Below are 22060 nucleotides of genomic sequence, written 5' to 3'. Positions count from 1 at the left end.
ATGACGACTTCCCAGTACCGCACGACAACCGCCGCCTCGACCGAAATGCCCACGATGCCCCAGCCCCAGACGCAGCCGCCTTCGGCGGTCCGCAAGTTCCTGAAGATCTTCGGCGGTCTGCTGGTCGACGTGGGTCTGCCGATGGCGGCCTACTACGGCCTGCGCTCCTACGGTTTCAGCGAGCACGTGTCGTTGCTCGCCGGCGCCGGAGTGGCCGGGGCGCGACTGTTGTTCGTCGCGTTCCGGGCAGGGAAGCTGGAGCCGTTCGCAGGCTTCATGCTGCTGACCTACCTGCTCGCGCTCCCGCTCGTCCTGATCTCCGGGGACGATCGCGCTCTCGTCATCAAGGATTCGCTGGGCACCGGTATAACCGGGCTGATCTTCCTGGCCAGCTGCTTCGTCGGCAAGCCGGCGATGTTCCACGCCGCGAGGCGGTTCCGTTCCGCCGGCGACAACGTCGAGGCGTGGGAGGGACTTTGGGGATCGAACCCGGGTTTCCGCCGCAGCTTCATCTTCATGACCGCGGTGTGGGCGGTCGTGCTGCTGGTCGAAGCGGCGGTGCGCGTCGGGCTCGCCTTCGTGTTGCCCATCGACGTGATGGTCGCGCTGTCCGCGATGCTCGGCATCGGAACGATCGCGCTGCTGCTGACCTGGACGATGATCTACGGTGCCCGCCGGCAGCGGCGCCTCAAGCAGGCCGCATCCGCGGGACGGGCATGAGCTGACCACATGACGGTGGTCGGCGGGAGCTCCTGGACCGGGATCCCGAAGCAGAAGGCCCTGACCGGCGGTGTAGCCGGCCAGGGCCTTTCTTGGCGATCAGCCCACGTCAGCCGTCGGACTCCGACGACGGGATGTAGGCGCCCGGCACGTCGGCCGGCGCGTAGACCTTGTCCTCACCCGGGTAGGGCTGCGTCCACCCGTGCGCCTGGTACCACGTGAAGTGGTTCATCTGCGCGGGGTTCGCGAAGTCGGGCTTGGCGTCAGGACCGGACAGGTGCTGCTGCGTCAGCCACTCGTCCCACTGCGCCGCCACCTGCTGCTTGTCCGCCGGCACCGTGTCCGACGGCACGGCTGCGGCCGCGACGTTCTGCGGCGCGGGGGTGTCCGCACCGCAGGCAGGCTGGGTCTTCAGACCCGCGGTCAGCGAGGTCCGGTTGGGCAAAGCGGTGAACGGCGTGTAGTCGGGCGCCGGGGTGAACGCCCCACGCATCGGGGTGGCCGCACTGTCCTTCTGGTTCATCGGGTGGACCCCGAGGATCTGCTCGATGGTCCGGATCATCGTGATCTGCGAGTAGTAGTGGCTGTCGACGGCGCCGTGCTTGGCCCAGGGGCTGATGATCTGGATCGGGGCGCGGTGGCCGTCGACGTGGTCGAGACCGGCCTGGGAGTCATCCTCGACCACGAAGATCGCCGAGTCCTTCCAGTACTGGCTGTGCGAGATCGTGTCGACCATCTTGCCGACCGCGAGGTCGTTGTCCGCGACCTGGGCGGCCCCGTTCGGCGGACCACCGGTGTGGTCGCTGGAGAGCCAGAACATGTTCAGGTTCGCCGGTCCGTTCTTCTCGAAGTCGCGCTTCCAGATCTCGTACCGGTAGAGGTCCGGGACGCTGGTGTCGAACTTCGGGAAGCCGTGCACCGACACGTCGTTGAGCGACGGGATCGGCGAGGACGAGACCATTGGGTAGGCGGTGTCCTGACCGGTCGCCGCCATGTTCTTGGTGTCGCAGTACAGGTTCTGCCAGGTCGCACCGGCGGGCTTGGTCAGGAACTGCTGGAACTCACCGAAGTTGCGCACGCTCTTGCCGGCCGCCTGCGCACCGCTCCAGATGAAGCCCGTGCGCTGATGGCCGAGCGCGTCGTCCTCGGTGTCGTAGCTGCGCTTGTACTCACCGGCCGACGACTCGGTGTACTCCGGGTTGTCGGCCTGCATCAGCCAGTTGTGCCCCTCGGCGGAGTTCGTGCCGATGTCGTAGGTGTTGTCGTACAGCCCGAACTGCCGGGCCATCGCGTGCTGGTTCGGCGTCACGTTCTCGCCGAACTGCGTCAGCGCCGGGTCGCCGTTGCCACGCTGGTCGTCACCGAAGACCTGGTCGTAGGTCCGGTTCTCCTTGACGATCAGGAAGACGTGCTTGATCGTCGAGGGGTCGCCGAGGCGCTGCGGGACCGGCACCGGCTTCGCGTCGCCCTTGCCCTCGGACAACGTGATCGAGCTGCCGTTCCAGCCGTTCTGGCTGAAGACCTTGCCGGTCTCGCCCTTGATGGCACCGTCGTCCGGCAGCGTGAACCGCTGCAGGCTCGACGTCGTGTCGTGCGTGCCGTGCCCGGCTTTGTCGGTGGGGCGGCGGGCGTCGATGCCACGGGTGTTGGAGACCAGCACCTCGTTGCCGACGGTGGTGATCTCCGCGGGGAAGTAGTCCGTCGGGAGCAGGCCGACGTAGCTGACCGGCTCCAGCGGGCTCGTGTACCGGTAGACGGCGACCGCGTTGGCGCGGCCGAGGGTAACCAGCAGGTGACCGTCGTCGGTGAGCGTCACCGCGTCGGGCTCGTAGCCGACCGACGCCTCCGGCCACGGCTGGGTGGCGATGGTCTGCACGACCTTGTTGCTGGCGGTGTCGATGACCGACACGTCGTTGGTGGCGGTGTTGGTGACGAACAACGCCCCGTTCTTGGCGTACAGGGCGGTCGGGTGCAGACCGACGTCGATGCTCGCGGCGGCAGCGGCCGGGTTCGCCAGGTCGATGACGCTGACCGTGCCGGTGGTGGTGGCACCGGTGGAGGGGTCGGCCGGGACCTGGGTGTTGTAGGAGTTCAGCGTGGTGTCGCCGGGTGCCGCCGGGCGTCCGCCCTCGTTGCTGACGTAGAGCTTGGAGCCGACCTGGACCATGTCACGCGGGGCGTTGCCCACGGCCCAGCTCTGCCGGATGGCACCGGTCCCCGCGTCGATGGCGACCACGCGGTTCTGGCCATTGACGGCGGAGTACACGGTCGAGCCGTCGGGCGAGAACACCGCTTCACCCACCAGTGCGTGCTTGGGACCGTCCGCCGGGATCGAGACGAAGGCCGGGTTGCCGACGGTGCCGTCCGGGTTCACGGTGAACTTGCGGTAGCCGTCGATCTGACCCAGCCACAGCTGCGAACCGTCGGGCGAGTACGTGGGACCTTCCTGACCCACGTCGTTGCCGCCGATGCGCAGGTCCGCCGACGCGGAGTTGCCGACGAGCTGCTGCACCTTCCAGTTCTTCAGGTCCACGATGGACAGCGCCATCCCACCGTCGGTGACCGAGGCCGCGAGGTGGGTGCCGTCCGGGCTGACCGAGGAGGACATGATCTTGCCGTTGTTGATGACGAGGCGGTCACCGATCGGGGCGATGTACTGGTCGGCGGAGACGACCTGACCCTGATCGGTGGTCTGCCCCACCTGGTCGGTGCCGAACTGGTGCGTCTGGGCGAAACCAGTGCCGGCAACGGCGACGGCGATGACGGTGGTGCCCGCCGTTACCAGGGGGATGCGGCGGCCGATGCGTCGATCGAGAAGACCGGAGAGGCCTTTCTCGATGCGCCGCCTACGGCGTGTTACCTGCATTTTGCAGTTATCCCTTCGGGGTGGTGGGTAGCAGCTCGACGTTGCCGTCGAACTGCCAGAGCGGGTTCGGTGCGTCCCCGGCCGGGGTTCGCACCTGGAAGTAGCCGTTCACTTCCTTCGGTCCGTCGCCGTCGGCGACGAACCGCCCGTCTGCGGTGACGTCGAGCTGGTAGATGGCCGTCCCTGCGGCCTCGACGTCGGGGAGATGCCAGGAGACGACGCAGCGCCAGTCATTGCCCGGCCCCTGGGGCGCGACCTGGCCGTCGCCCTTGTTGCACGCCGCGGTGGCCCTCAACTGCGCCTCGGTGACGTCGGGTCGGTTCAGCTGCCTGGTCTGCAGGCGGTAGAGGTGGGCGAAGGCCGTGGCGACCGAGCTCTGCACTTTGTCCTGCTCGATCCCGGAGCCGGTGGCCCCGGTGGCCGTGGGTACGACTGCGGCGGTCACGGCGAACAGCCCGACGAGCGGCAGGAGGCCGGTGGTGATCGCGCGGCGCCCGGAGCCGTCGTGAGTGAGGTTCGTGAAGTCGCGTCGCAGGAAAAGCAGGTAGGCCAAGGCGGTCGCGGCAACGGCCCACACGAGGCTGACCACGATGCCGATCATCAGCGGCCCGAGTTGCGCCGGGCTGGTGAACAGACCGTTCCAGGCGATGAAGGCGTAACTGGGCAGGGCGAGGCGCACCGCGGCCGGCACCGGCAGCATCTGGACGAGCTGCATGGCGAGGGCGACGACGATTGGCAGCAGCAGTCCCATCGGGGACCGTCCAAATGCGACGGAGCCGAGCAGTCCGATCGCGGCGAGGGCCAGGGACGGGGCGAGCACGCAGACCCACGCGAGCAGGACCTTCCCAGCGGCGTCCGCCGGCGCCAGCAGGTGGCCGTCGAGCCCGACCAGCTCCCTGTTGCCGACCGCGACGACCCCGCCGATCGCGCTGGAAGCGACCAGCCCGGCCACGAGCACCAGGATGACGGTGAGGCTGGCCAGTGCCTTCGCGACGAAGATCCGTCGCGGCGAACGGACCGCCACCAGCAGGTGACGCCAGGTGCCGAGCCGGTCTTCAGAAGCGAAGACGTCACCGGCGATCAGCGAGGTCAGCAGCGGGAGCGCGTAGGTGCCCGCGAAACCGAGCATCACCAGCGATCCGGCCCAACCCGTGGCATTCATCCAGCGACCGAAGAGGGTGTCGACGGGCAGCGAACTCTGCTGGCTCACCGCGGCGACGAAGAGCGCAGGCGCGAGCCAGCAAGCGAGGACCAGCAGGCGCACCCGCCATTGCGAGAGCAGTTTGACCAGCTCGAAGCGGTAGCCTCGCGCCACCGAGACAGGGCGGGCGGCGGAAGCGGGGGCATCGGCGACGGTCGCGGTCATCGGCTGGACTCCTGCTGCTCGGTGAGGGCGAGGAACGCGGCTTCGAGTGGTGACACCACCGGCGCGAGCTCGCGCAACGCGATGCCCGCGTGCACAAGCCGCACCACCAGTTCGTCGAGGGCGGGCACCAACGCGCGCACCACGAGCACCTCGGTGTCGTGCCGTGTCCCGACGTCGTCGGCGACGCGGACCCCGGTTATGTCGGCGGCCAGCCTGCGGGCGGCCTCCGGGTCGGAGGTGAGCACCCGGTAGTCGAGTTCCTGGTTCTCGGCGGCGAGCTTGCTCAACGGGCCAGAGAAGACGACCCGTCCGGTGGCGACGATGGTGACCTCGGAGGACAGTGCTTCGAGGTCATCCATCCGGTGGCTGGAGAGCACGACGGAGGTTCCGTCGGCCGCGAGCCGGGTGAGGACGCCGTGCATGTGCTGCTTGCCGGCCGGGTCGAGGCCGTTGGACGGCTCGTCGAGCACCAGGAGGCGGGGCTTGGTGAGCAGGGCTGCGGCGAGCCCGAGGCGCTGACGCATGCCGAGAGAGAAGCCCCGGACCCGGTCGCGGGCGACATCGGCGAGCCCGACCTGGTCGAGCACGTCGTCGATCCCCGCCGTCCTCGCGTCGCGGCCGCGAAGCACGGCCAGCGCGGCGAGGTTCTGCTTGGCGGTGAGCGACGGGTAGAGGCCGGGCCCGTCGACGAATCCCGCGACGGCGTCCGGAGCGGCGAGCGACCGGCCGACCGGCGTACCGAGGATTTCCAGCGTGCCGCCGTCGGCGACGGCCAGACCCAGCAGCAGACCGAGCAAGGTGGTCTTGCCGGCGCCGTTCGGCCCGACCAACCCGTGGATCTGCCCCTGCGCCACATCCAGATCGATGCCGTCGAGCGCAACGACATCGCCGAAACACTTGGTGATCCCACGAGCCCGCACTGCGGGGGGTGTGTCCATTGTTCCCTTCCTTCGTCAGGCTAAGAACTTAGGGACAGCCATCAACTCGGGTAGGGATTCCGGCTGAACGTTCAGAAAACGGAGGGCAACCGGGGACCGCCAGGTCGTCGGTCGGTCACACCGCACCGGACATTTGCCATTGTGAGCAGCAAAATACCGAAAACGGATAAAGCGACCAATGTGGCGATCATCCGAGATCCACGACCAGGCAAGAAAAACCTGCTGACCTACGTGCCGATCAGCGGTCCTCCGCCAACATCGGGCTGACAGGCGCTGGCCCTGGAACCCTTGACCCCCAAAGCCATCCACAATAGACAACAACCGACAGCGCCAGCCTCCGACGCATGATCCGCATCGAGAACGCGGTCAGGCGTGCACGAGGCGGGCCAAGAGTTCGTCGGCGGCGGCTTCGCTTTGTTGAATGATGTGTTCGTCGCCGTCTGCTCTGGCTATCAGGAGGGCGATTTCGTTCATCGAGGCCAGCAGCATGTGCGCGAACAGGTCGGCACGGTCGGTGGGGAATCTGCCTTGCTCAGCGATGGCGTGCAGGACGGATTTGAGGAGCCCCAGGGCGTAGCGTTCTTCGATCTCGCGCCACTGCTGCCAGCCGACTACGGCGGGGGCGTCGATGAGGACGATGCGGCGCACGGCAGGAGCTGCGGCCAGCCGGATCCAGGCTCGGCAGCCGGCGCGCAGTGCGTCCACCGGGTCTTTGTCGTTGGCTGCTGCCGTGACCTTGCGCGCGATGTCGGCCTCGACGTGTTCCAGGACGGCTTCGAACAGGGGCTCCTTGCCGCCGAAGTGGTGGTAGAGCGCGCCTCGGCTTACCTCCGCCTGGCGCAGGACGGCCTCGATCGATGTGCCCTCGTAGCCGTGCTCGGCGAAGAGATGCGCGGCGATGCCGACCAGGCGTTCGCGCGTGCCCTGTCCGCGGCTGCTCATGATCCTCCCTAGCATACCGACTGTCGGTCGGCAACCCCTAAACCGACTGCTGGTCGGTTTATGAGTGTAGGCGAACTCGCCGCGTCCGGAGTCCGCCGGGAAGGCGAGCGCCTCGAGTTGGGGAAGCCGGCCGTCGATCTCGGGCAGTACGCGGCCCGGTCGGCGCTGGTCCCGGTCGGCCTGGCCCAGCCCGTAGCGCTCCCCCGACCGTTCATTGAAGGCGCGCCAGCAGGCCACGACCGGACGCTGCAGGTGGCGAAACGGTCGCAGTGCGCAACGAGGTCACGCCGAGTCGAAGGCCCGCACGACTACGCGGTGCTTGCCGCCCCGGGTGAGTTCCATCGGCTCGTCGGTCGTCAGGTCGACGTCGACCACGCTGCCCACCACGCGTCGAACTTCGCCGAGGATCATCGAACGCTCGTCCGCGTCGAAACCCGGTTCGACCTCGAGACGCACCTGGATGCGACCGGGCTCCGGCTGGACGAACTGGTAACGACGCACGTGACGGGCGTCGAAGAAGCATTTCCCGAGCGGGTGCATGGAAACGTGCCTGCCGTTGGGCAATTGCAAGCTGTCGCCATGCCGACCGACCACCCGCTCCAGGAAAGTGCCTTCCGTGCCACACGGACATGTCCCCGCGCCGAGTACGGCCCGGTCCCCGATCCGGTACCGCAGGAAAGGAAGTGTCCGCGCGTGCAGGTTCGTCACAACCACGTCGCCCTCCTCGCCCGGTGGACACCGGCGGCCGGCGTCGTCGAGGATCTCGACGATCGATACGTTCTCGGCGAGGTGAAGCCGGCCGTGCGAACATTCTTGCGACATGATGCCGCCGTCGTTGCACCCGTACTGGTCGCGCAGCGGCGCCTCGAAGGCTTGCTCGATGCGCTCGCGCCAGGTCGGGAACAACAGCTCAGCCGTCGTGACGATCACCTTCGGCGCCGGCACGCGCACACCGGCTTCCAGTACGGCGTCGGCCATCGCTGCGATATGGCTCGCGTATCCGTACCAGAGCGCTCCCCGCGCCCGCCCGGCGGCAAGTGCGCGTTCCAGGCTCGTCTCCGGGTCGATGTGGCATCCCGCTGCGGAGATCACGCGCCCCTCCAGTACAGAGCGCAAGCGAGTCTTCAAACCCTCGCTCGCGGACTGCAATGAGGGCGGGGAACTCACCATTACCAGGCGCTCCCCGTAGCGGTAGCCGGCGCTTTCCCAGAAGTACAGGTTCGCTCCGTAGACGTGCACCCAAGCGCGCTTGTCGAGCGGGTACTGGAACGGGTCGCCGGTACTACCACCGGTCTTCTTGGCGATGTGCGGGATGTCTCGCCAGCCCCGGCTCAAGAAGTTGTCCATGCACGGCCGCATCATCGCCTTGTCGATCACGGGGAGCTCGGAGAGGTCCACCCCATCCACGTCCCGCCCGGCCAGCACGTCGCGGTAGTACGGCACCTCGTCCCGCGCGTGCCGCAGGACAGCTTGCAACCGGTCCCGTTGCCAAGCTCGGCGCTTTTGCTCAGGCCACGCGAAAAACTCCGGCAACCACCGGGCGGTGCTCAGATAGGGGGCCCGGAGAACGGGCTCCACTACGCCGCGTGTGACGGCAGAGACCACGCGCGGGCGCAAGGCGGAGTGCAGGCGGAGCAGAGACATCATCCGACCTCCCGGACCGTTCGATCAGCAAGTCTTCGTGACACGGGCAGAAACAGTTCTGTGGTTCTCGGACCGGGCCGATCAGGGCTCGGTGGAGCGGTAGCGCGCTACGATCCTGGTGAAGTCCCAGTCGCGCTGGGGGATCCCGCTGCCCGCGTCATGGCTCGGGTCGCCGGGACGGTCTCGGTTGACCGCCCAGAAGGTGAATCGGCCGAGGTGATGGCCGTTGGCGTAGTCCAGGAAGTTGTGGAAGTCCTCCAACCGCACGGTTTCCTCGAGCCCACCGTTCTTCGACGATATGCCGGCCTTCTGGTACGCCTCTTCGTTCGGTATTGCGAAGGTGCCGGCGATCTCCGACACGAGCCCTTCGGCGGCCGAGATCGTGTCGCGGGTCATGTCGGTGCCCCCGAAGTTGAACGGCATGATCGTGAAGACGTCGAGGTTGGCGCCGAGCTCGTGCGCTCGTCGGATGAGCCGCTTGCCGAGGTCGTCCGGACCGGAGCGTTCCGTGGGAAACACCATGATCGTCTTCAGTTCGGGGTTGCGCTGCTTGAGGATCTTCAGTGCGCCGAGTTCGCGGTCTTGCGCTTCAGGGGATTCGAACTCGCCCTTCTCGATGTCGATGTCGATCGCTTTGAGCTGGTAGGCATCGATGACCTTCTGGTACGCGTTCGCCAGGGCTTGCTCGTTCGGGCAGACCTCGCCCAGCTTTCGCCCCTCCTGGGCGCTGCCCCCCATGGAGACGACGACATCACCACCCGCATCGCGGATTCTCTTGATCTGAGCGGCATCGTCGCCGTCCAGCGGCCTTTCGCCGTCCCATGCGGGATCGCAGCCATTACCGGAGAGTATGAAAGCAAGGGTGAACGCCTTGATGCCGGTTTCCTTCATCACCGCAACCGGGTCAGGGGGGTTGCCCCACCCGAAGAACAGATATGGCGACGAAGTCACCACGGCCGTGCTCCGGGAAACGTTGTGGCTGTGCGTTCCGCACGCGACGAATGCCCAACCGATCATGAGGGCGATGAAAAGCGCTCGCATCTTCGGCATGGTCCGATTCTCCCCTGCCGCCAGGAGAGCCGCCTGCCGCGTCACCACATGGATGGTCCGATAATCGTGTACTCGTCTTGCCAGCGACAGCTGACGTCACTCGATCCGGCCGCGTTTTTCAGCTGCGGTGAAAAGGATCTTCTTCGTCCACACAGGATATGCGCACCTATTCCGCGAAAATAGCTCGCCTTCCTCCATCGTGGTGACCTTGCGCGCCCGTCGTCAGGCGCGCAGGTGACGACACTGCGTCCCACTCCCGAGGCTCGCCCCCTCGTGGATAGGCAGAACCGCGCTGACGCTGTGCGACGAATCGGCGGAGCATCCACTTTGGTATTGCCAAGCAAGCGGATTTCCGCATGAAGTCCAACGATGGCTTACCGGATCCCTGTTGCACCCCCCCAGCCGGTTTCTGGAGGCTTTAATGGCTCGAACGGACAGCATGCGCGTTGCAGTAGTGGGTTACGGCTACTGGGGTTCCAAGCACGTACGCGTTCTCAGCACGTTGCCCGGCGTGGAGGTCGTGGTCGTCGACCAGGATCTCGGGCGGCTGGCCGAGGCCCACCGCAATTTTCCGGCGGCGGGCACGGCGTGCGCCTTGGACGAGATCCTCCCCAGCGTGCACGCGGTGGTGGTGGCAACTCCGCCGTGCTCGCACGCACAGATCGCGCTGCGGTCCGTGCTCGCAGGAAAGCACACCCTCGTCGAAAAGCCGCTGGCGACCTCGATCGAGGACGCCCGAAGGCTCGTCGATACCGCTGATGAACGTGGCGTGGTGCTCATGACCGGCCACACCTTCGAATACAACGCCGCCGTGTGGAAGCTCAAGGAGATCATCGATTCCGGCGATCTGGGACGCGTGCTCTACATCGACACCGCGCGGCTGAACCTCGGTCTTTACCAACGGGATGTGAACGTCGTCTGGGACCTCGCACCGCACGACCTTTCGATCATCTCGTTCCTGATGGACGAAACTCCGGCGTCGGTCACCACGTGGGCCCATCACCACGTCGACGGACGACACGCGGACGTGGCGCACGTGCGCCTGGAGCTGGAGAAGTCCGGGACCTACGCCTTCGTCCACGTCAGCTGGCTCAATCCGCAGAAGGTCCGCCGCGTGACGGTCGTCGGCGACCAGAAGATGGCGGTCTACGACGACACTTCCGATGAGGACCGGATCCGCGTCTACGACATCGGCGTCGACTCGCACGGCCTCGACGATCCGGCGGACGCGCACGCGATGCCGATCACCTACCGATCCGGCGACATCGTCTCGCCGCACGTGGTGTTCCGCGAGCCGCTGCTCGTGCAGGACACTCACTTCATCGACTGCGCGCGCACCGGCCGAACCCCCAACACCTCCGGTCGCAGCGGCCTGGAGATCGTCCGGGTGCTCAGCGCGTCGGACCTGGCACAGGTCGCCGGTCGGCCGGTGCGAGTGCTGGACGTTCCGGCCCAGCGCCCCTCCGATGACATGGAAGCCGCGCAGCTGCTCGCCGGGCCGGCGGCTTACGGAGAGGCCGTCCAATGAACGGGAACACCGGTGCGGTCCCCTTCCTGGACCTCGTGGACATCAACGCCGAACTGCAGACAGATCTGGAAGTGGCGTGGAAGGCGGTCCTCCAACACGGCCGGTTCGTCGGCGGGCCGGAAGTCGAACGGTTCGAGACGCAGTTCGCCGCGTTCTGCGAGTCGCGCAGTTGCGTCGGCGTGGCCAACGGCACCGATGCCATCGAACTGATCTTGACCGCGCTGGGCATCGGACGCGGCGACGACGTCATCGTTCCGGCGAACACCTTCGTCGCCACCGCGGAAGCGGTGCGTGCGGCCGGCGCGCGGCCGGTATTCGTCGATGTCCGCCCCGACACGCTGCTGATCGATCCCGTAGCGGCCGCCGCAGCGGTGAACCGACGTACTGCTGCGATCATCGGGGTCCACCTGTTCGGCCAGATGGTCGATGTGCCAGCGCTGAGCTCGCTCGCTGACCGCTGCGGTCTCGCGTTCATCGAGGACGCGGCACAGGCGCACGGAGCGCGCTACGGCGGACACGCCGCCGGAAGTGTCGGACGCGCCGCCGCTTTCAGCTTCTATCCCGGGAAGAACCTCGGGGCACTGGGCGACGGCGGCGCCGTCGTCACCAGCGACGTCGAGTTGGCCGACCGGGTGCGGTGCCTCGCGAACCACGGTCGAGCCGCGCACGACCGGCACCGCCATGAGCTGCCAGGCCGCAACAGCAGGCTCGACAGCATCCAGGCCGCAGCGCTGTCCCTGAAGCTCCCGCGGCTGGATTCGGACAACGCGCGTCGGCGCGAACTGATGCGCCGGTACCGGGAATCGCTGCCGGCGTCCTTCCAGCCGGTAGCCGTGGACCCCGCTGCCGAGCACGTGCACCACCTCGCGGTGGTGCGGACGTTGCGGCGGGAACAGGCGGGTGCGGCGCTGTCCGCGGCCGGCGTGGGTTGGGGCGTGCACTACCCGGTTCCTTGCCACCGGCAACCGGCTTTCGCCGGATGCGACGAACGGATTCCCGTCGCCGAGGAGGCGGCCACGCAGATCTTGTCCCTGCCCATCTCCCCGACGCTCGACGACGGCGACGTCGTTCGGGTTTGCGATGCATTGCGAGGTGTCTGACCTTGACCGAAACCCAGCACTCCAACGGCGAGCCGGTCAACGCTCAGCGCTTGGACGCCGCAGCGGTGACAACCCGTGCCGCGCCCATCGGTCCGCTCCTCGGCCCTCAGGAAGACCTGCTGACTCCGCCGCCCGCGCCGGAAAACCGGGCGTGGTCCGCACTGCTGGCCAACAAGCGGCGACTGCTTGGCGTGTCCCTGCTGATCGTGCTGATCGGCGCTGGCACCGCATTCATCGGGGCACTGGTGTGGCCGCCGGTGTACGCGGCTCGCGCGCAGATCCTCTTCGAGATCAGCGAAGAGAAGTCGACCGGTTTCCTTCGCGAGGACCGGAGTCTGACGACCCAACTGGTGCTGCTGCGCAGCAGGCAGGTGCTCGGTCCGGTGGCCGCCCAGGAGCAGCTTCCGGTGGAGGACTTGGAGAAGACGGTGACCATGTCGCTGCTGGACAGCAGCGAGGTCCTGCAGGTGGAGTCCAGGGCCGGCACCCCCGACGTCGCCCTGCGCCGGGCCCGGGAGATCGTCGACCGCTACCGGGCCATCGCGCGGACCAACAGCGAGTCCGGACTGGACGGTTATGTGCGCGGGCAGCTCGCCGATGTCCGGACGAATCTCGTCGAGGCAAGCGCACGGGTCTCGCGAGAGCGCGCAGAACCCGGCTCGCCCTCGCTGGCCTCTGCCGAGGCTCTGGTGCAAAGCCTGCAGCAACGCGAGCAGCAGTTGCAGTCGCAGCTCGACCAGCTCAGCATGACCGAACTCGCGCGCTCCGAACCCAAGGTCGTGGTGCCGGCCTACTCGGTGACCGACCCCGTCAGCCCCCGCCCCATGTTCGCCACGGCAGCCGGAGCGCTTACCGGACTCCTGGTCGCAGCCATCACCGCTGTGCTCCTGGTCCGCCGGTGGAGCAACCGGTGAGTGCCCGCGCCGCGCTGCGCGCCGACCTGTCCCGGCCAGCCGTCAGGAGAACGGTGCGGCGTTCTGCCGTCGTCTCCGGCGGAATCCTCATCAGCCGGCTGACCGGGCTGATCCGGGTCGTCGTGGTTGGCGCGGTGCTCGGCCCGACCTACTTCGCGAACGCGTTCGTCGCCACGAACATGGTTCCCAACCTGATCTACAGCGTGATCGCGGGGCCCGCGCTCGCTTTGGTGATCGTCCCAACCGTGGTGCAGGTGCTCGCGCGCGGCGGACCAGACGTGGCAACCAGGCTGCTCGGCCGGGTCAGCGGATTCCTGCTGATCGCCTCGGCGGTGCTGGCCGGACTCGTGGTGCTCGCCGCGCCGGTGCTCGGGTGGTGCCTGAACTTCGGCATCCCGCAACCCACGCTCCGGGAGCAGGCCGAGCAGACGACGACAATGCTCGTTCTACTGGTCGCGCCCCAGGTCATGCTCTACACGGCGGCAGCGCTGGGAGCCGCTGCTCAGCAGGCCCGTGAACGCTTCGTGCTGGCGGCCGTGGCTCCCGCAGCGGAGAACGTGGTGCTCGTCGCCGCCGTAGTCGTGGTGGGTTTGCACTGGGGCCCGGGGCTCGATGTCGCGGAGGTTTCGGCTGGTCCGTTGGTCGTTCTCGGGCTGGGCAGCACCCTCGCCGTGGCGGTGCACGCTTGCCTCCAGTTGTTCGGCGCGTCCCGGGCGGGGCTGCCGGTGCGTCCGTCGTTGCAGTGGCGATCGGACCCGGAGGTGGCGTCCGTCCTGCGACGGCTGCGCCGTTCGATCAGCCTGCCCCTCACACGGTCGGTCGCGCTGTACGTGCTCTTGGCCGTCGCGTCGACTGTGCCTGGTGGAGTCATCGTGGTGCAGAGCGCGTACACGGTCATGCAGGTGCCGACCGCGTTGGGGGCACGCGCAGTGTCGACCGTCGTGCTGCCCGGGATGTCAGCCGCAGTTGCACGTGCGGACCACAGCGGTTTCGCCGCGTCGTGGCGACAAGCGCTGACGCTCGCCTCGATCACCAGCCTGCCTCCGTTGCTCCTGCTCACCGTGCTCGCCCACCCGGTGGCAAGCATGCTGGCGAACGGGCAGTTGCACTCGGACAAGCTGATCGACCAGCTCGCGGCCTGCCTAGCGGTGATCGCAGTCGCCCAGTTCGCGGCGAGCGTGCACATGGTCGGCCTCGATGCGCTGTTCGCGCGGCTGAACATCCGCTGCCCGCGGCTGGCCAGCTACGCACTGCTGGCCGCGTCGCTCACCGTCACCGTCACGTCGCTGCTCGTGCCGGACGACCAATCCCGCTTGGTGGTGCTGTGCGCGGGCCTGCTGGCGGGTGAGTTGGCCGGAGCGGTGACCGTGCTCTTCGGTCTGCGAGCCGCGTTGCGACCTGAACGCTGGATCGACCGCGCGCAGATCGCGCGGGCTTTCCTCGCCTGCATCTCGATGGTGCCGATCGTCGCTTTCGGCCGCTGGTTTCTGAGCATCGGCGAGACCAGCCGGGCTGGGTACGTGATCGTCCTCGGCGCGTGCGGACTGGCGGCCATCGCCGTCTACGCCGGGGCGGTTCGCATCAGCTGGATCGGACGGTGCCCATGAGCGTTTTGCTGCCCCGACGCGACGAGATCTCCGGCCGGATTCCGGACCGCGCGGAAACGCTGCTGATAACCCAGGCGGCCTTGTGCGCATCGCTGGCGGGACTGTCCATCGCCGTGGCCGGGCCGCTGGTCGCCGGATCACTGGTGGCTGCGGCGCTTTTCGCCGCAGCCACGTACCGACCCGCGTTCGCGACCTACGCCTACCTGCTGGTCTTGCCGTTTCTCGCGGGTATCGACCGGGGCACGCTGATCCCGGGAGCACGACCGAACGAGGCGTTGTTCGCCGTGCTGGTGGCCGGGGCGTGCGTCGGTGGCTGGCTGCGGCTGCTACGTGGTGACCCGATCCCGCTGCGCCTGCGGCCGCTGGACGTTGCGCTGGCCGGTTTCGTGGTGTTCAGCACCGTCTGGCCGATCGTGTCGATGATGTTGCGGGGCAACGAACCTCACGGCTCCGATCTAGTGGCGCTGCTGCCGGTGTGCAAACTCGCGGTGCTGTTCCTGCTCGTCCGGTTGACCGTGCACACCGAACAACAACGGCTTCGCTGCATCCGCCTGGTGGTCTGGCCGACCGCTGCGTTGTCGATAGTGGCGATCCTGCAGACGCTGGGTGTCGAACCCGTGCTGACGTTACTGAGCGCGTTCTGGCATGCGAGCGCGAACGAGGCCAGCGACCGCGGCACGGCGACGCTGGGCTCCTCGATCGCGACCGGCGACTACATCATGGTCGGGTTGGCACTCCTGCTGTACTGCGGCACTCGCGGAATCCTCGGCAAGCGGGAACGGATCGGGCTCGGCGTGCTGCTCGGTGCCGGTGTCCTCGCAAGCGGGCAGTTCTCGACCTGGATCTCCGCACTCGTGGGCGGGGTGCTGATCCTGCGCCGTTACCCCCAGGCCCGGCGTCAAGTGGCCAGGTTCCTGCCGATCGTGGGGATCGCCGCACTCGTCGGCGCGCCCGCGTTCCTGGGCCGCATGGCGGACTTCGCGCAGGGCTACGCCGTGCCCCGCAGCTGGCTCGGCCGGTGGGACAACCTCACCACCTTCTACCTGCCGCAGTTGGCGGAAGGACGTTTCGTCCTCGGGATCTCGCCGGACTCGGTGCTCACTGCCCCGGAGACCTGGCGAGACGTGATTTACCTCGAATCCGGTTACCTGCAGTTCCTCTGGGTCGGCGGGATTCCGCTGCTGGTCGCGTTCGCCTGGCTGTCGGTTGCGGTGCTGCGCGAAGCCCGCCGGCTGGCCCCGCGTCCGGGCTCGGTAGGGGCGTGCGCGGCGGCGCTGGAGATCGCGTGGTGGATGGTCCTGGTTCTGTCGCTGATCGACATCCACCTGGTGGTCCGCGGGTTCGGCGATCTGCTGTTCATTCTGCTGGCGATCATGTCTGGGAGGCTTGGTGATGACGAGCACAGCACTCAAGATCCTGCTCTCGATCGGTCTCGCGCAACCTAGGAGACCAACACGGGCGGTGCGGGCGGAGGGCCCACCGGAACCGTTGACGCCGCGCGGTCGGCGACCTCGGTGGGAGCGGTCCGTGGTGCGCGGGATCGACGTGGTCGGTGCAGCCGTCGGGTTGGCCGTGCTTGCGCCGCTGATGCTCATCGTCGCCGGCATCATCCGCCTCACCAGCCGAGGCCCGGCGCTGTTCCGGCAACGCCGGGTCGGTCAGGGCGGAAAGCCGTTCACGCTCTACAAGTTCCGCACCATGCGACTGGGGTGCAGCGAGGAACCGCTGCGCGAAATGATCGCACGCGAGTTGCGCGCCGAGGACACCTCCGCCGACGGCAGTTTCAAGCTGGACCGCGATCCGCGCATCACCGCGGTTGGTTCTTGGCTGCGGCGTACCAGCCTCGACGAATTGCCGCAGCTGCTCAATGTGCTGCGCGGCGACATGGCGCTGGTGGGCCCACGTCCGTGCCTTGAGTGGGAGGCCGCGATGTTCCCGCCGGAGTTCGCCGACCGGAGTGTGGTGAAACCCGGGCTGACCGGGCTGTGGCAGGTCAGCGGCCGCAGCACCATCGGCACCTTGGACATGCTCCGGCTGGACCTGGTCTATGTGCGTTCCTGCAGCTTGCAGACCGACCTCGGCATCCTGGCCCGCACCCTGCCGTCGATGCTCCGCGGGGACGGTGCCCGATGACGACACTCTTCGTGGCAACCACGGGCGGTCACCTTGCCCAGCTGCACAGCCTGTCCGAGCGGATTCCCGCGGACGGCCCGGCGGTGTGGGTGACCGGCCGCAACGAACAGAGCACGTCGATGCTGGCGGATCGGGACGTCGTTTACGTTCCGCCGGTCGGATGCCGCAGCGTGCCGGGAGTGCTGCGGTGCCTGCCGATCGCACACCGGCTGTGGCGTGACCGGGGCATCACCCGGGCCATCTCCACCGGTTCCGGCATCGCACTCGGTTTCCTGCCCTACCTGGCCGCACGCGGCGTGGAGTGCCACTACATTGAAAGCGCCGCGCGGGTGAACAGCCCGTCATTGACCGGCAGACTCCTCCGCTGGGTTCCCCGGGTCCGGGTCTACACCCAGTACCCGCACGCTGCTGGCCACGGCTGGCGCCACGGCGGCAGCCAGTTCGACGTCTACCGGGCGACGGCCGCAGGCCGCCCGCTGGGAGACCGGTTGCGCGTGGTGGTCACGGTCGGCGCATCGGCGTACCCATTCCGCCGGATGATCGAATCGCTGGTGCCGCTGCTCGAGCCGGACGGTGCGCTGCACCGCGCGACCGGCCTGCCGGTCGAGGTGCTTTGGCAGACCGGTCCGGCGGCGGTGGACGACCTGCCGATCCAGACCAAGCCGTACCTGCCAATCACCCAGCTCGCGGAGGCGCTTTCGTCGGCGGACGTGGTGATCAGCCACTCTGGTACCGGATCCGTGCTGCTGGCCTTCGATGCGGGGAAGGCGCCGCTGGTGGTCACCCGGCAGCGCCGGTTCGGCGAGGCCATCGACGACCACCAGCGACAGCTCGCGACCGAACTCGGCCGCCGCGGCCTGGTTCTGCACCGGGAACTCGGCGAAATCACCGTCGATGACCTGCTAGTAGCTCGGTCCACGGCGGTGGGAACGCTGCGGGAGCCACCGCCGTTCCAGCTCTCCCGAACGCCTGCGAAGGCGGCCCTGATGCGCAGCGCCACACCCGAGATCGTCACCGTCGACCCGCGGAAAGACTCGCGATGGGCCGAACTCGCCGCTGGTCCGCAGGGCAGCGTATTCACGTCCCAGCCGTGGCTGGAGGCGGTGTGCCAGACGTACGGTTTCACCCCTGAAGCTCGCATCGCGGTTGACGCATCGGGAGCGGTAGCCGGCGGCTTTGCCTGGGTCCGCGTGCGGGACATCCGCGGAGAACGACTGTGCAGCCTCCCGTTCTCCGACTGGGCGGACCCGTTCGCCCCCAACGAGGCTGTCTGGCACCAGCTCACCAACGGGGTCGTCGACCAGGGCATCCCAATTGCGTTGCGGTGTTTGCGTTCCGAAGCCCCCGTGCGGGATCCGCGGCTGCGCGAAGCCGGTCGGCTCGCCTGGCACGCGACACGGTTGGACGCTCCCCTGCCCGAACTCCACCAACGGATCTCCGCCACCGCCCGCCGGAACATAGCCGCAGCCGAGCGCAACGGCGTCCGGATCAGCGCCGACACCGGGGTGGAAGCGCTGCGGAACTTTCACCGGATGCAGGTCCGGCTGCGCAAGCACAAATACCGAATGCTGGCCCAGCCGATGGAGTTCTTCGAGAACATCTGGGAGCAGTTCCATTCCGACGACTCGGTCGTGACCATGACAGCGCGCGTGGGCGACGAACCCGTCGCTGCTGCGGTGTTCCTGCAGTGGAACGGCGTGCTGCACTTCAAGTTCGGTTCGTCATTGCAGGACCGGCTGCGACTGCGCCCCAACGATGCGATCTACTGGGCCGCGATCCGCTGGGCCGTGGAGCGCGGGCTGCGGCTGGTCGACTGGGGTGTTAGCGACCTCGACCAGCCAGGGCTGCTGCACTTCAAGCGGAAGTACGCCGACGACGAGAAGCAGGTCGTGGCCTTGAGCTCGCCAGGCGAGTCGTCGACTATTCGGTCCGAAGTGGACGATCTGCTCGGCGGCATCACCGGTTTGCTCACCGACGAATCCGTCTCCGATGACATCACCGGGAAAGCCGGTTCCCTGCTCTACCGGTACTTCTGCTAGGAGCCCTCATGCAGCGAGATGACCAAACCCTGAACACGAAGCGTGCCGTTGCATTTCCGCGAACGGATGGATGCACGAAAAGCCCGGAAGAAGTGATCGGAATGCCCGGTGCACGAGTTGTCATCGTGGGCCAGGGCTACGTGGGCCTTCCCGTCGCCATGCGCGCCTGCGAGGCGGGATTCGACGTCGTCGGTCTTGACGTCGACAAGGACCGCATCGATCTGCTCCAGAGGGGCAAGTCCTTCATCGACGACGTGGACGACGAGCGGCTCGCCGCCGCGCTGGCGACGGGCCGGTACCTACCGACCACCGAGCATGCAGAACTGCGCGGTTTCGACTTCGCTTCGGTGTGCGTTCCTACGCCACTGCACGACGGCGCACCGGACCTGCGTTACATAGAAGAGGCCGCCCGTGCGTTGTCCACGCACATCACGCCCGGCTGCTGCGTGGTGCTCGAGTCCACGACCTACCCCGGGACCACGGAGGAAATCTTCGTGCCGATCCTGGAGACCGGCTCAGGACTGCGCGCAGGAACCGACTTTCACGTTGGTTACAGCCCGGAACGCATCGACCCGAGCAACCCGACCTGGAAGTTCCACAACACGCCCAAGATCGTGTCCGGCGTGGACCCGGAATCGCTGCGCGTCGTCCGCGACTTCTACGACCAGCTGGTGGATGTGACCGTTCCGGTGCCAGGAACTCGGGAGGCGGAGCTGGCAAAACTTCTGGAGAACACCTTCCGGCACATCAACATCGCGTTGGTCAACGAACTCGCGGTGTTCGCACACGGACTCGGGGTAGACGTGTGGTCAGTTCTCGACGCGGCGGCCAGCAAACCGTTCGGGTTCATGCGCTTCTCGCCCGGGCCCGGGGTCGGCGGGCACTGCCTGCCGATCGACGCCTCCTACCTGTCCTGGCAGGTGCGGCGTTCCCTGGGACAGGAGTTCCGATTGGTCGACGTCGCCAACGATGTCAACAAGCACATGCCGGACCATGTCGTCGCACGCGCCACGGAACACCTGAACCGGCGACGCAAATCCGTGAACAGCAGCAACGTCCTGCTGATCGGGATGACCTACAAGGCGAACTCCGGCGACGCACGCAACTCCCCGTCATTGGCCGTGGCCGAGCGCCTCGACCGGCTCGGCGCCGACCTTCGCGCGGTCGACCCCCTCATCGACCCGGACGATGTTCCGCCACACGTGCGACTGGTGGGCTTCGATGCCGACCAGATCTCCCAGTCCGACCTGATCATCGTGCTAACCGACCACGACATGCTCGACTGGGCGCTGCTGGAGCGCTACGCCGACCGCGTGCTGGACACCCGCAACCGGCTCCGCTCTCCGCAGGTGGAACGGTTTTGACCAACTCCGCGGCACGAACGGAGCCCCACATCCAACGCAAAAGCGGAGGTGCGCACCCGAGGTGCGTTTCCGCTTTCGCCTCGCGGCGTGGTTAGCCGTTGACCTTGGACCGGAGGCCGTCCAGCACCAATTCGAGTCCCCGCTCGAAGTCGGCCGGCCCCCCGGGCGCCCGATCGATCGCGCCGGCGCTCGCAGCTTGCAGCGCCATCTGCTCCTCCACGGTGTGGCCGAAGACGAGGTGTAGGAGGGCGCGGGTGCCGACGTCGACGAGGTCGTCGGGCAGGCCGCCGTCCCGCAGTGCTTCCTGCAACTGGCTGGCGGGCTCGCCGGCGCCGAGGCCGAAGGTGTATGCCGTGACGACCACCTCGGCACCGTCCCGGTAGGCGAGCATCGCGTCCCGGAGCTCGGCGCAGACCTCGACCACGCGCCGGTCCCACTTCCGGGCCCGGCGAGGTCGCCGGCCCCGGGTCAGGATTTCGTCGGCGACCGCTGCCAGCAGAGTTTGCTTGTTCGGCACGTGGTGGTAGAGCGCGCTCGGTTGCACACCGAGCTCGGCGGCCAGTCGGCGCATCGTCAGCGACTCCAGCCCGTACTCGTCGAGGACCGCGATCGCGCGGTCCACGACGTCGCCCCGGTGGTAGCGCACGCGGATCCTTCCCGTTGACCGATCTCCCCACTCAGTCTAGCCTGAACAGCGTTCAGGTGAACACTGTTCAGGTTGCTCCACCAGCCGACACCGGAGAAACGATGAGCGCCACCTTCCAGCACCTCGCCGATTCGATCCTCGCCGGAAACCCGGCCACGCCAGAAGACGCCCGCTCGGTGCTGCGCGCCGACGACGCCGAGCTGATGTCCGTCGTAGCCGCCGCCGGCCGGCTGCGCCGCGCGCACTTCGGCAACACGGTGAAGGTCAACTACCTGGTGAACCTCAAGTCGGGCCTGTGCCCGGAGAACTGCAACTACTGTTCGCAGGCGCTCGGCTCCAACGCCCCCATCCTCAAGTACTCGTGGCTGTCCAAGGACGAGACCCTCAAGCAGGCCGGTGCCGGGCTCAGGGGCGGCGCCAGCCGGGTGTGCCTGGTCTCCTCCGGCCGCGGACCGTCCACTCGGGACATCGACAAGGTCTCCGAGATGATCGTGGCGCTGAAGGAGGAGTACCCAGGCGTCGAGGTCTGCGCCTGCCTGGGCCTGCTCGAGAACGGCCAGGCCGAGCGCCTCAAGGACGCCGGTGTGGACGCCTACAACCACAACATCAACACCGCCGAGAGCAACCACGCCAACATCGTCCAGACCCACACCTACGCCGACCGGGTGGACACCGTGGAGAAGGCGAAAGGTGCGGGGATCTCCCCCTGCTCCGGCCTGATCGCCGGCCTGGGTGAAACCGACGATCAGCTGGTCGAGGCGCTGTTCGCGCTCAGGGAGCTGGGCTCCGACTCGATCCCGGTCAACTTCCTGATGCCGTTCGACGGCACCCCGTTCGAGAACACCTGGGAGCTCTCCCCCACTCGCTGCGTGAAGATCCTGGCGACGGCGCGCTTCGTCTGCCCGGACAAGGAGATCCGGATCGCCGGCGGCCGCGAGATGCACCTGCGTTCGCTGCAGTCGGTCGCGCTGCAGATCGCCAACTCGATCTTCCTCGGCGACTACCTCACCTCGGAGGGCCAGGACGCCAAGGCGGACCTCGAGATGATCCGGGACAACGGCTTCGTCGTCCTGGGCTCCGAAGAGGACCTCGCCCAGCAGGCCGAGCATGCCCAGCAGTCTGAGCGGGCGGAGCGGGTGGAGCCGATCGATCCAGCCATCCGGCGCCGCGGCGCGGGCACCGACGTCCTCCCCAATGCCTGAC

At 67.6% G+C, this 22060-nt stretch carries 17 protein-coding genes; 10 read left to right on the top strand and 7 right to left on the bottom strand.

What is annotated here, in order from left to right; all coding sequences use genetic code 11:
* A complete protein-coding gene (locus DL519_RS03240; RefSeq protein ID WP_223838398.1) occupies positions 1-720 on the top strand; it encodes a VC0807 family protein in 720 nt (239 codons plus the stop codon).
* Between the two features lie 109 nt (positions 721-829).
* Here DL519_RS03240 and DL519_RS03235 read toward each other — a convergent pair whose 3' ends face one another.
* From DL519_RS03235 to DL519_RS03210, 6 genes are all read right to left on the bottom strand, one after another.
* Positions 830-3586: a bifunctional YncE family protein/alkaline phosphatase family protein gene (locus tag DL519_RS03235; RefSeq protein WP_190812814.1), complete on the bottom strand. Its 2757-nt coding sequence runs from the start codon at positions 3584-3586 to the stop codon at positions 830-832.
* A gap of 7 nt (positions 3587-3593) precedes the next feature.
* A complete protein-coding gene (locus tag DL519_RS03230) occupies positions 3594-4952 on the bottom strand; it encodes an ABC transporter permease (protein ID WP_190812813.1) in 1359 nt (452 codons plus the stop codon).
* Complete coding sequence (locus DL519_RS03225) at positions 4949-5890, bottom strand: ABC transporter ATP-binding protein (RefSeq protein ID WP_190812812.1); 942 nt, start codon at positions 5888-5890, stop codon at positions 4949-4951. Before DL519_RS03225 ends, DL519_RS03230 begins: the two co-directional genes overlap by 4 nt.
* 366 nt (positions 5891-6256) lie before the next feature.
* Positions 6257-6832, bottom strand: coding sequence for a TetR/AcrR family transcriptional regulator (locus DL519_RS03220; protein WP_223838397.1), 576 nt, complete (start codon positions 6830-6832; stop codon positions 6257-6259).
* 282 nt (positions 6833-7114) lie between these two features.
* Positions 7115-8308 (bottom strand): phenylacetate--CoA ligase family protein, encoded by a 1194-nt coding sequence (locus tag DL519_RS03215; protein WP_190812811.1) that lies wholly within the window; start codon positions 8306-8308, stop codon positions 7115-7117.
* Positions 8309-8557: 249 nt separating this feature from the next.
* Entirely contained in the window at positions 8558-9526 is a 969-nt protein-coding gene (locus DL519_RS03210; RefSeq protein WP_223838396.1) for a chitinase, read from the bottom strand.
* Between the two features lie 439 nt (positions 9527-9965).
* On the opposite strand from DL519_RS03210, the gene DL519_RS03205 reads away from it, so the two are divergent.
* The 8 genes from DL519_RS03205 (at position 9966) to DL519_RS03170 (ending at position 20211) form a co-directional block, all read left to right on the top strand.
* On the top strand, positions 9966-11054 hold the full coding sequence (locus tag DL519_RS03205; protein ID WP_223838395.1) for a Gfo/Idh/MocA family protein: 1089 nt from the start codon (positions 9966-9968) through the stop codon (positions 11052-11054).
* Positions 11051-12154, top strand: coding sequence for a DegT/DnrJ/EryC1/StrS family aminotransferase (locus tag DL519_RS03200; protein WP_190812809.1), 1104 nt, complete (start codon positions 11051-11053; stop codon positions 12152-12154). Before DL519_RS03205 ends, DL519_RS03200 begins: the two co-directional genes overlap by 4 nt.
* 2 nt (positions 12155-12156) lie before the next feature.
* Positions 12157-13068 carry a GumC domain-containing protein gene (locus tag DL519_RS03195; RefSeq protein WP_190812808.1) on the top strand — a complete coding sequence of 304 codons (912 nt, stop codon included), beginning with the start codon at positions 12157-12159 and terminating at the stop codon, positions 13066-13068.
* Positions 13065-14675 (top strand): murein biosynthesis integral membrane protein MurJ, encoded by a 1611-nt coding sequence (murJ, locus tag DL519_RS03190; RefSeq protein ID WP_190812807.1) that lies wholly within the window; start codon positions 13065-13067, stop codon positions 14673-14675. The genes DL519_RS03195 and murJ overlap by 4 nt, the downstream gene beginning before the upstream one ends.
* Positions 14672-16120 carry a hypothetical protein gene (locus DL519_RS03185; RefSeq protein ID WP_190812806.1) on the top strand — a complete coding sequence of 483 codons (1449 nt, stop codon included), beginning with the start codon at positions 14672-14674 and terminating at the stop codon, positions 16118-16120. The genes murJ and DL519_RS03185 overlap by 4 nt, the downstream gene beginning before the upstream one ends.
* On the top strand, positions 16068-16808 hold the full coding sequence (locus tag DL519_RS03180) for a sugar transferase (protein WP_223838394.1): 741 nt from the start codon (positions 16068-16070) through the stop codon (positions 16806-16808). Before DL519_RS03185 ends, DL519_RS03180 begins: the two co-directional genes overlap by 53 nt.
* The gene (locus DL519_RS03175; protein ID WP_190812805.1) at positions 16805-18847 is read left to right on the top strand and encodes a GNAT family N-acetyltransferase; all 2043 of its coding nucleotides are present in this window, start codon (positions 16805-16807) and stop codon (positions 18845-18847) included. Before DL519_RS03180 ends, DL519_RS03175 begins: the two co-directional genes overlap by 4 nt.
* Positions 18848-18948: 101 nt before the next feature.
* Complete coding sequence (locus tag DL519_RS03170) at positions 18949-20211, top strand: nucleotide sugar dehydrogenase (protein ID WP_190812804.1); 1263 nt, start codon at positions 18949-18951, stop codon at positions 20209-20211.
* Between the two features lie 91 nt (positions 20212-20302).
* Here DL519_RS03170 and DL519_RS03165 read toward each other — a convergent pair whose 3' ends face one another.
* On the bottom strand, positions 20303-20857 hold the full coding sequence (locus DL519_RS03165; RefSeq protein ID WP_168588153.1) for a TetR/AcrR family transcriptional regulator C-terminal domain-containing protein: 555 nt from the start codon (positions 20855-20857) through the stop codon (positions 20303-20305).
* 101 nt (positions 20858-20958) lie between these two features.
* Here DL519_RS03165 and bioB point away from each other — a divergent pair, with 101 nt between their 5' ends.
* Positions 20959-22059 carry a biotin synthase BioB gene (gene bioB / locus DL519_RS03160; RefSeq protein WP_190812803.1) on the top strand — a complete coding sequence of 367 codons (1101 nt, stop codon included), beginning with the start codon at positions 20959-20961 and terminating at the stop codon, positions 22057-22059.
* Position 22060 lies beyond the last annotated feature (1 nt).

The sequence above is a fragment of the Saccharopolyspora pogona genome, from assembly GCF_014697215.1.
Lineage (GTDB): Bacteria > Actinomycetota > Actinomycetes > Mycobacteriales > Pseudonocardiaceae > Saccharopolyspora > Saccharopolyspora hattusasensis.
Note: the sequence above shows the minus strand (reverse complement) of the source record. Positions and strands in the feature narration are given on the sequence as shown.

Excerpts from the sequence above, each read along its gene's own strand:
- DL519_RS03225 (WP_190812812.1), bottom strand. The coding sequence starts at position 5,890 with ATGGACACACCCCCCGCAGTGCGGGCTCGTGGGATCACCAAGTGTTTC.
- DL519_RS03210 (WP_223838396.1), bottom strand. The coding sequence starts at position 9,526 with ATGCCGAAGATGCGAGCGCTTTTCATCGCCCTCATGATCGGTTGGGCA.
- bioB (WP_190812803.1), top strand. The coding sequence starts at position 20,959 with ATGAGCGCCACCTTCCAGCACCTCGCCGATTCGATCCTCGCCGGAAAC.
- DL519_RS03170 (WP_190812804.1), top strand. The coding sequence starts at position 18,949 with ATGCCCGGTGCACGAGTTGTCATCGTGGGCCAGGGCTACGTGGGCCTT.
- DL519_RS03205 (WP_223838395.1), top strand. The coding sequence starts at position 9,966 with ATGCGCGTTGCAGTAGTGGGTTACGGCTACTGGGGTTCCAAGCACGTA.
- DL519_RS03230 (WP_190812813.1), bottom strand. The coding sequence starts at position 4,952 with ATGACCGCGACCGTCGCCGATGCCCCCGCTTCCGCCGCCCGCCCTGTC.
- DL519_RS03235 (WP_190812814.1), bottom strand. The coding sequence starts at position 3,586 with ATGCAGGTAACACGCCGTAGGCGGCGCATCGAGAAAGGCCTCTCCGGT.
- DL519_RS03175 (WP_190812805.1), top strand. The coding sequence starts at position 16,805 with ATGACGACACTCTTCGTGGCAACCACGGGCGGTCACCTTGCCCAGCTG.
- DL519_RS03180 (WP_223838394.1), top strand. The coding sequence starts at position 16,068 with ATGACGAGCACAGCACTCAAGATCCTGCTCTCGATCGGTCTCGCGCAA.
- DL519_RS03200 (WP_190812809.1), top strand. The coding sequence starts at position 11,051 with ATGAACGGGAACACCGGTGCGGTCCCCTTCCTGGACCTCGTGGACATC.
- DL519_RS03220 (WP_223838397.1), bottom strand. The coding sequence starts at position 6,832 with ATGAGCAGCCGCGGACAGGGCACGCGCGAACGCCTGGTCGGCATCGCC.
- DL519_RS03185 (WP_190812806.1), top strand. The coding sequence starts at position 14,672 with ATGAGCGTTTTGCTGCCCCGACGCGACGAGATCTCCGGCCGGATTCCG.
- DL519_RS03240 (WP_223838398.1), top strand. The coding sequence starts at position 1 with ATGACGACTTCCCAGTACCGCACGACAACCGCCGCCTCGACCGAAATG.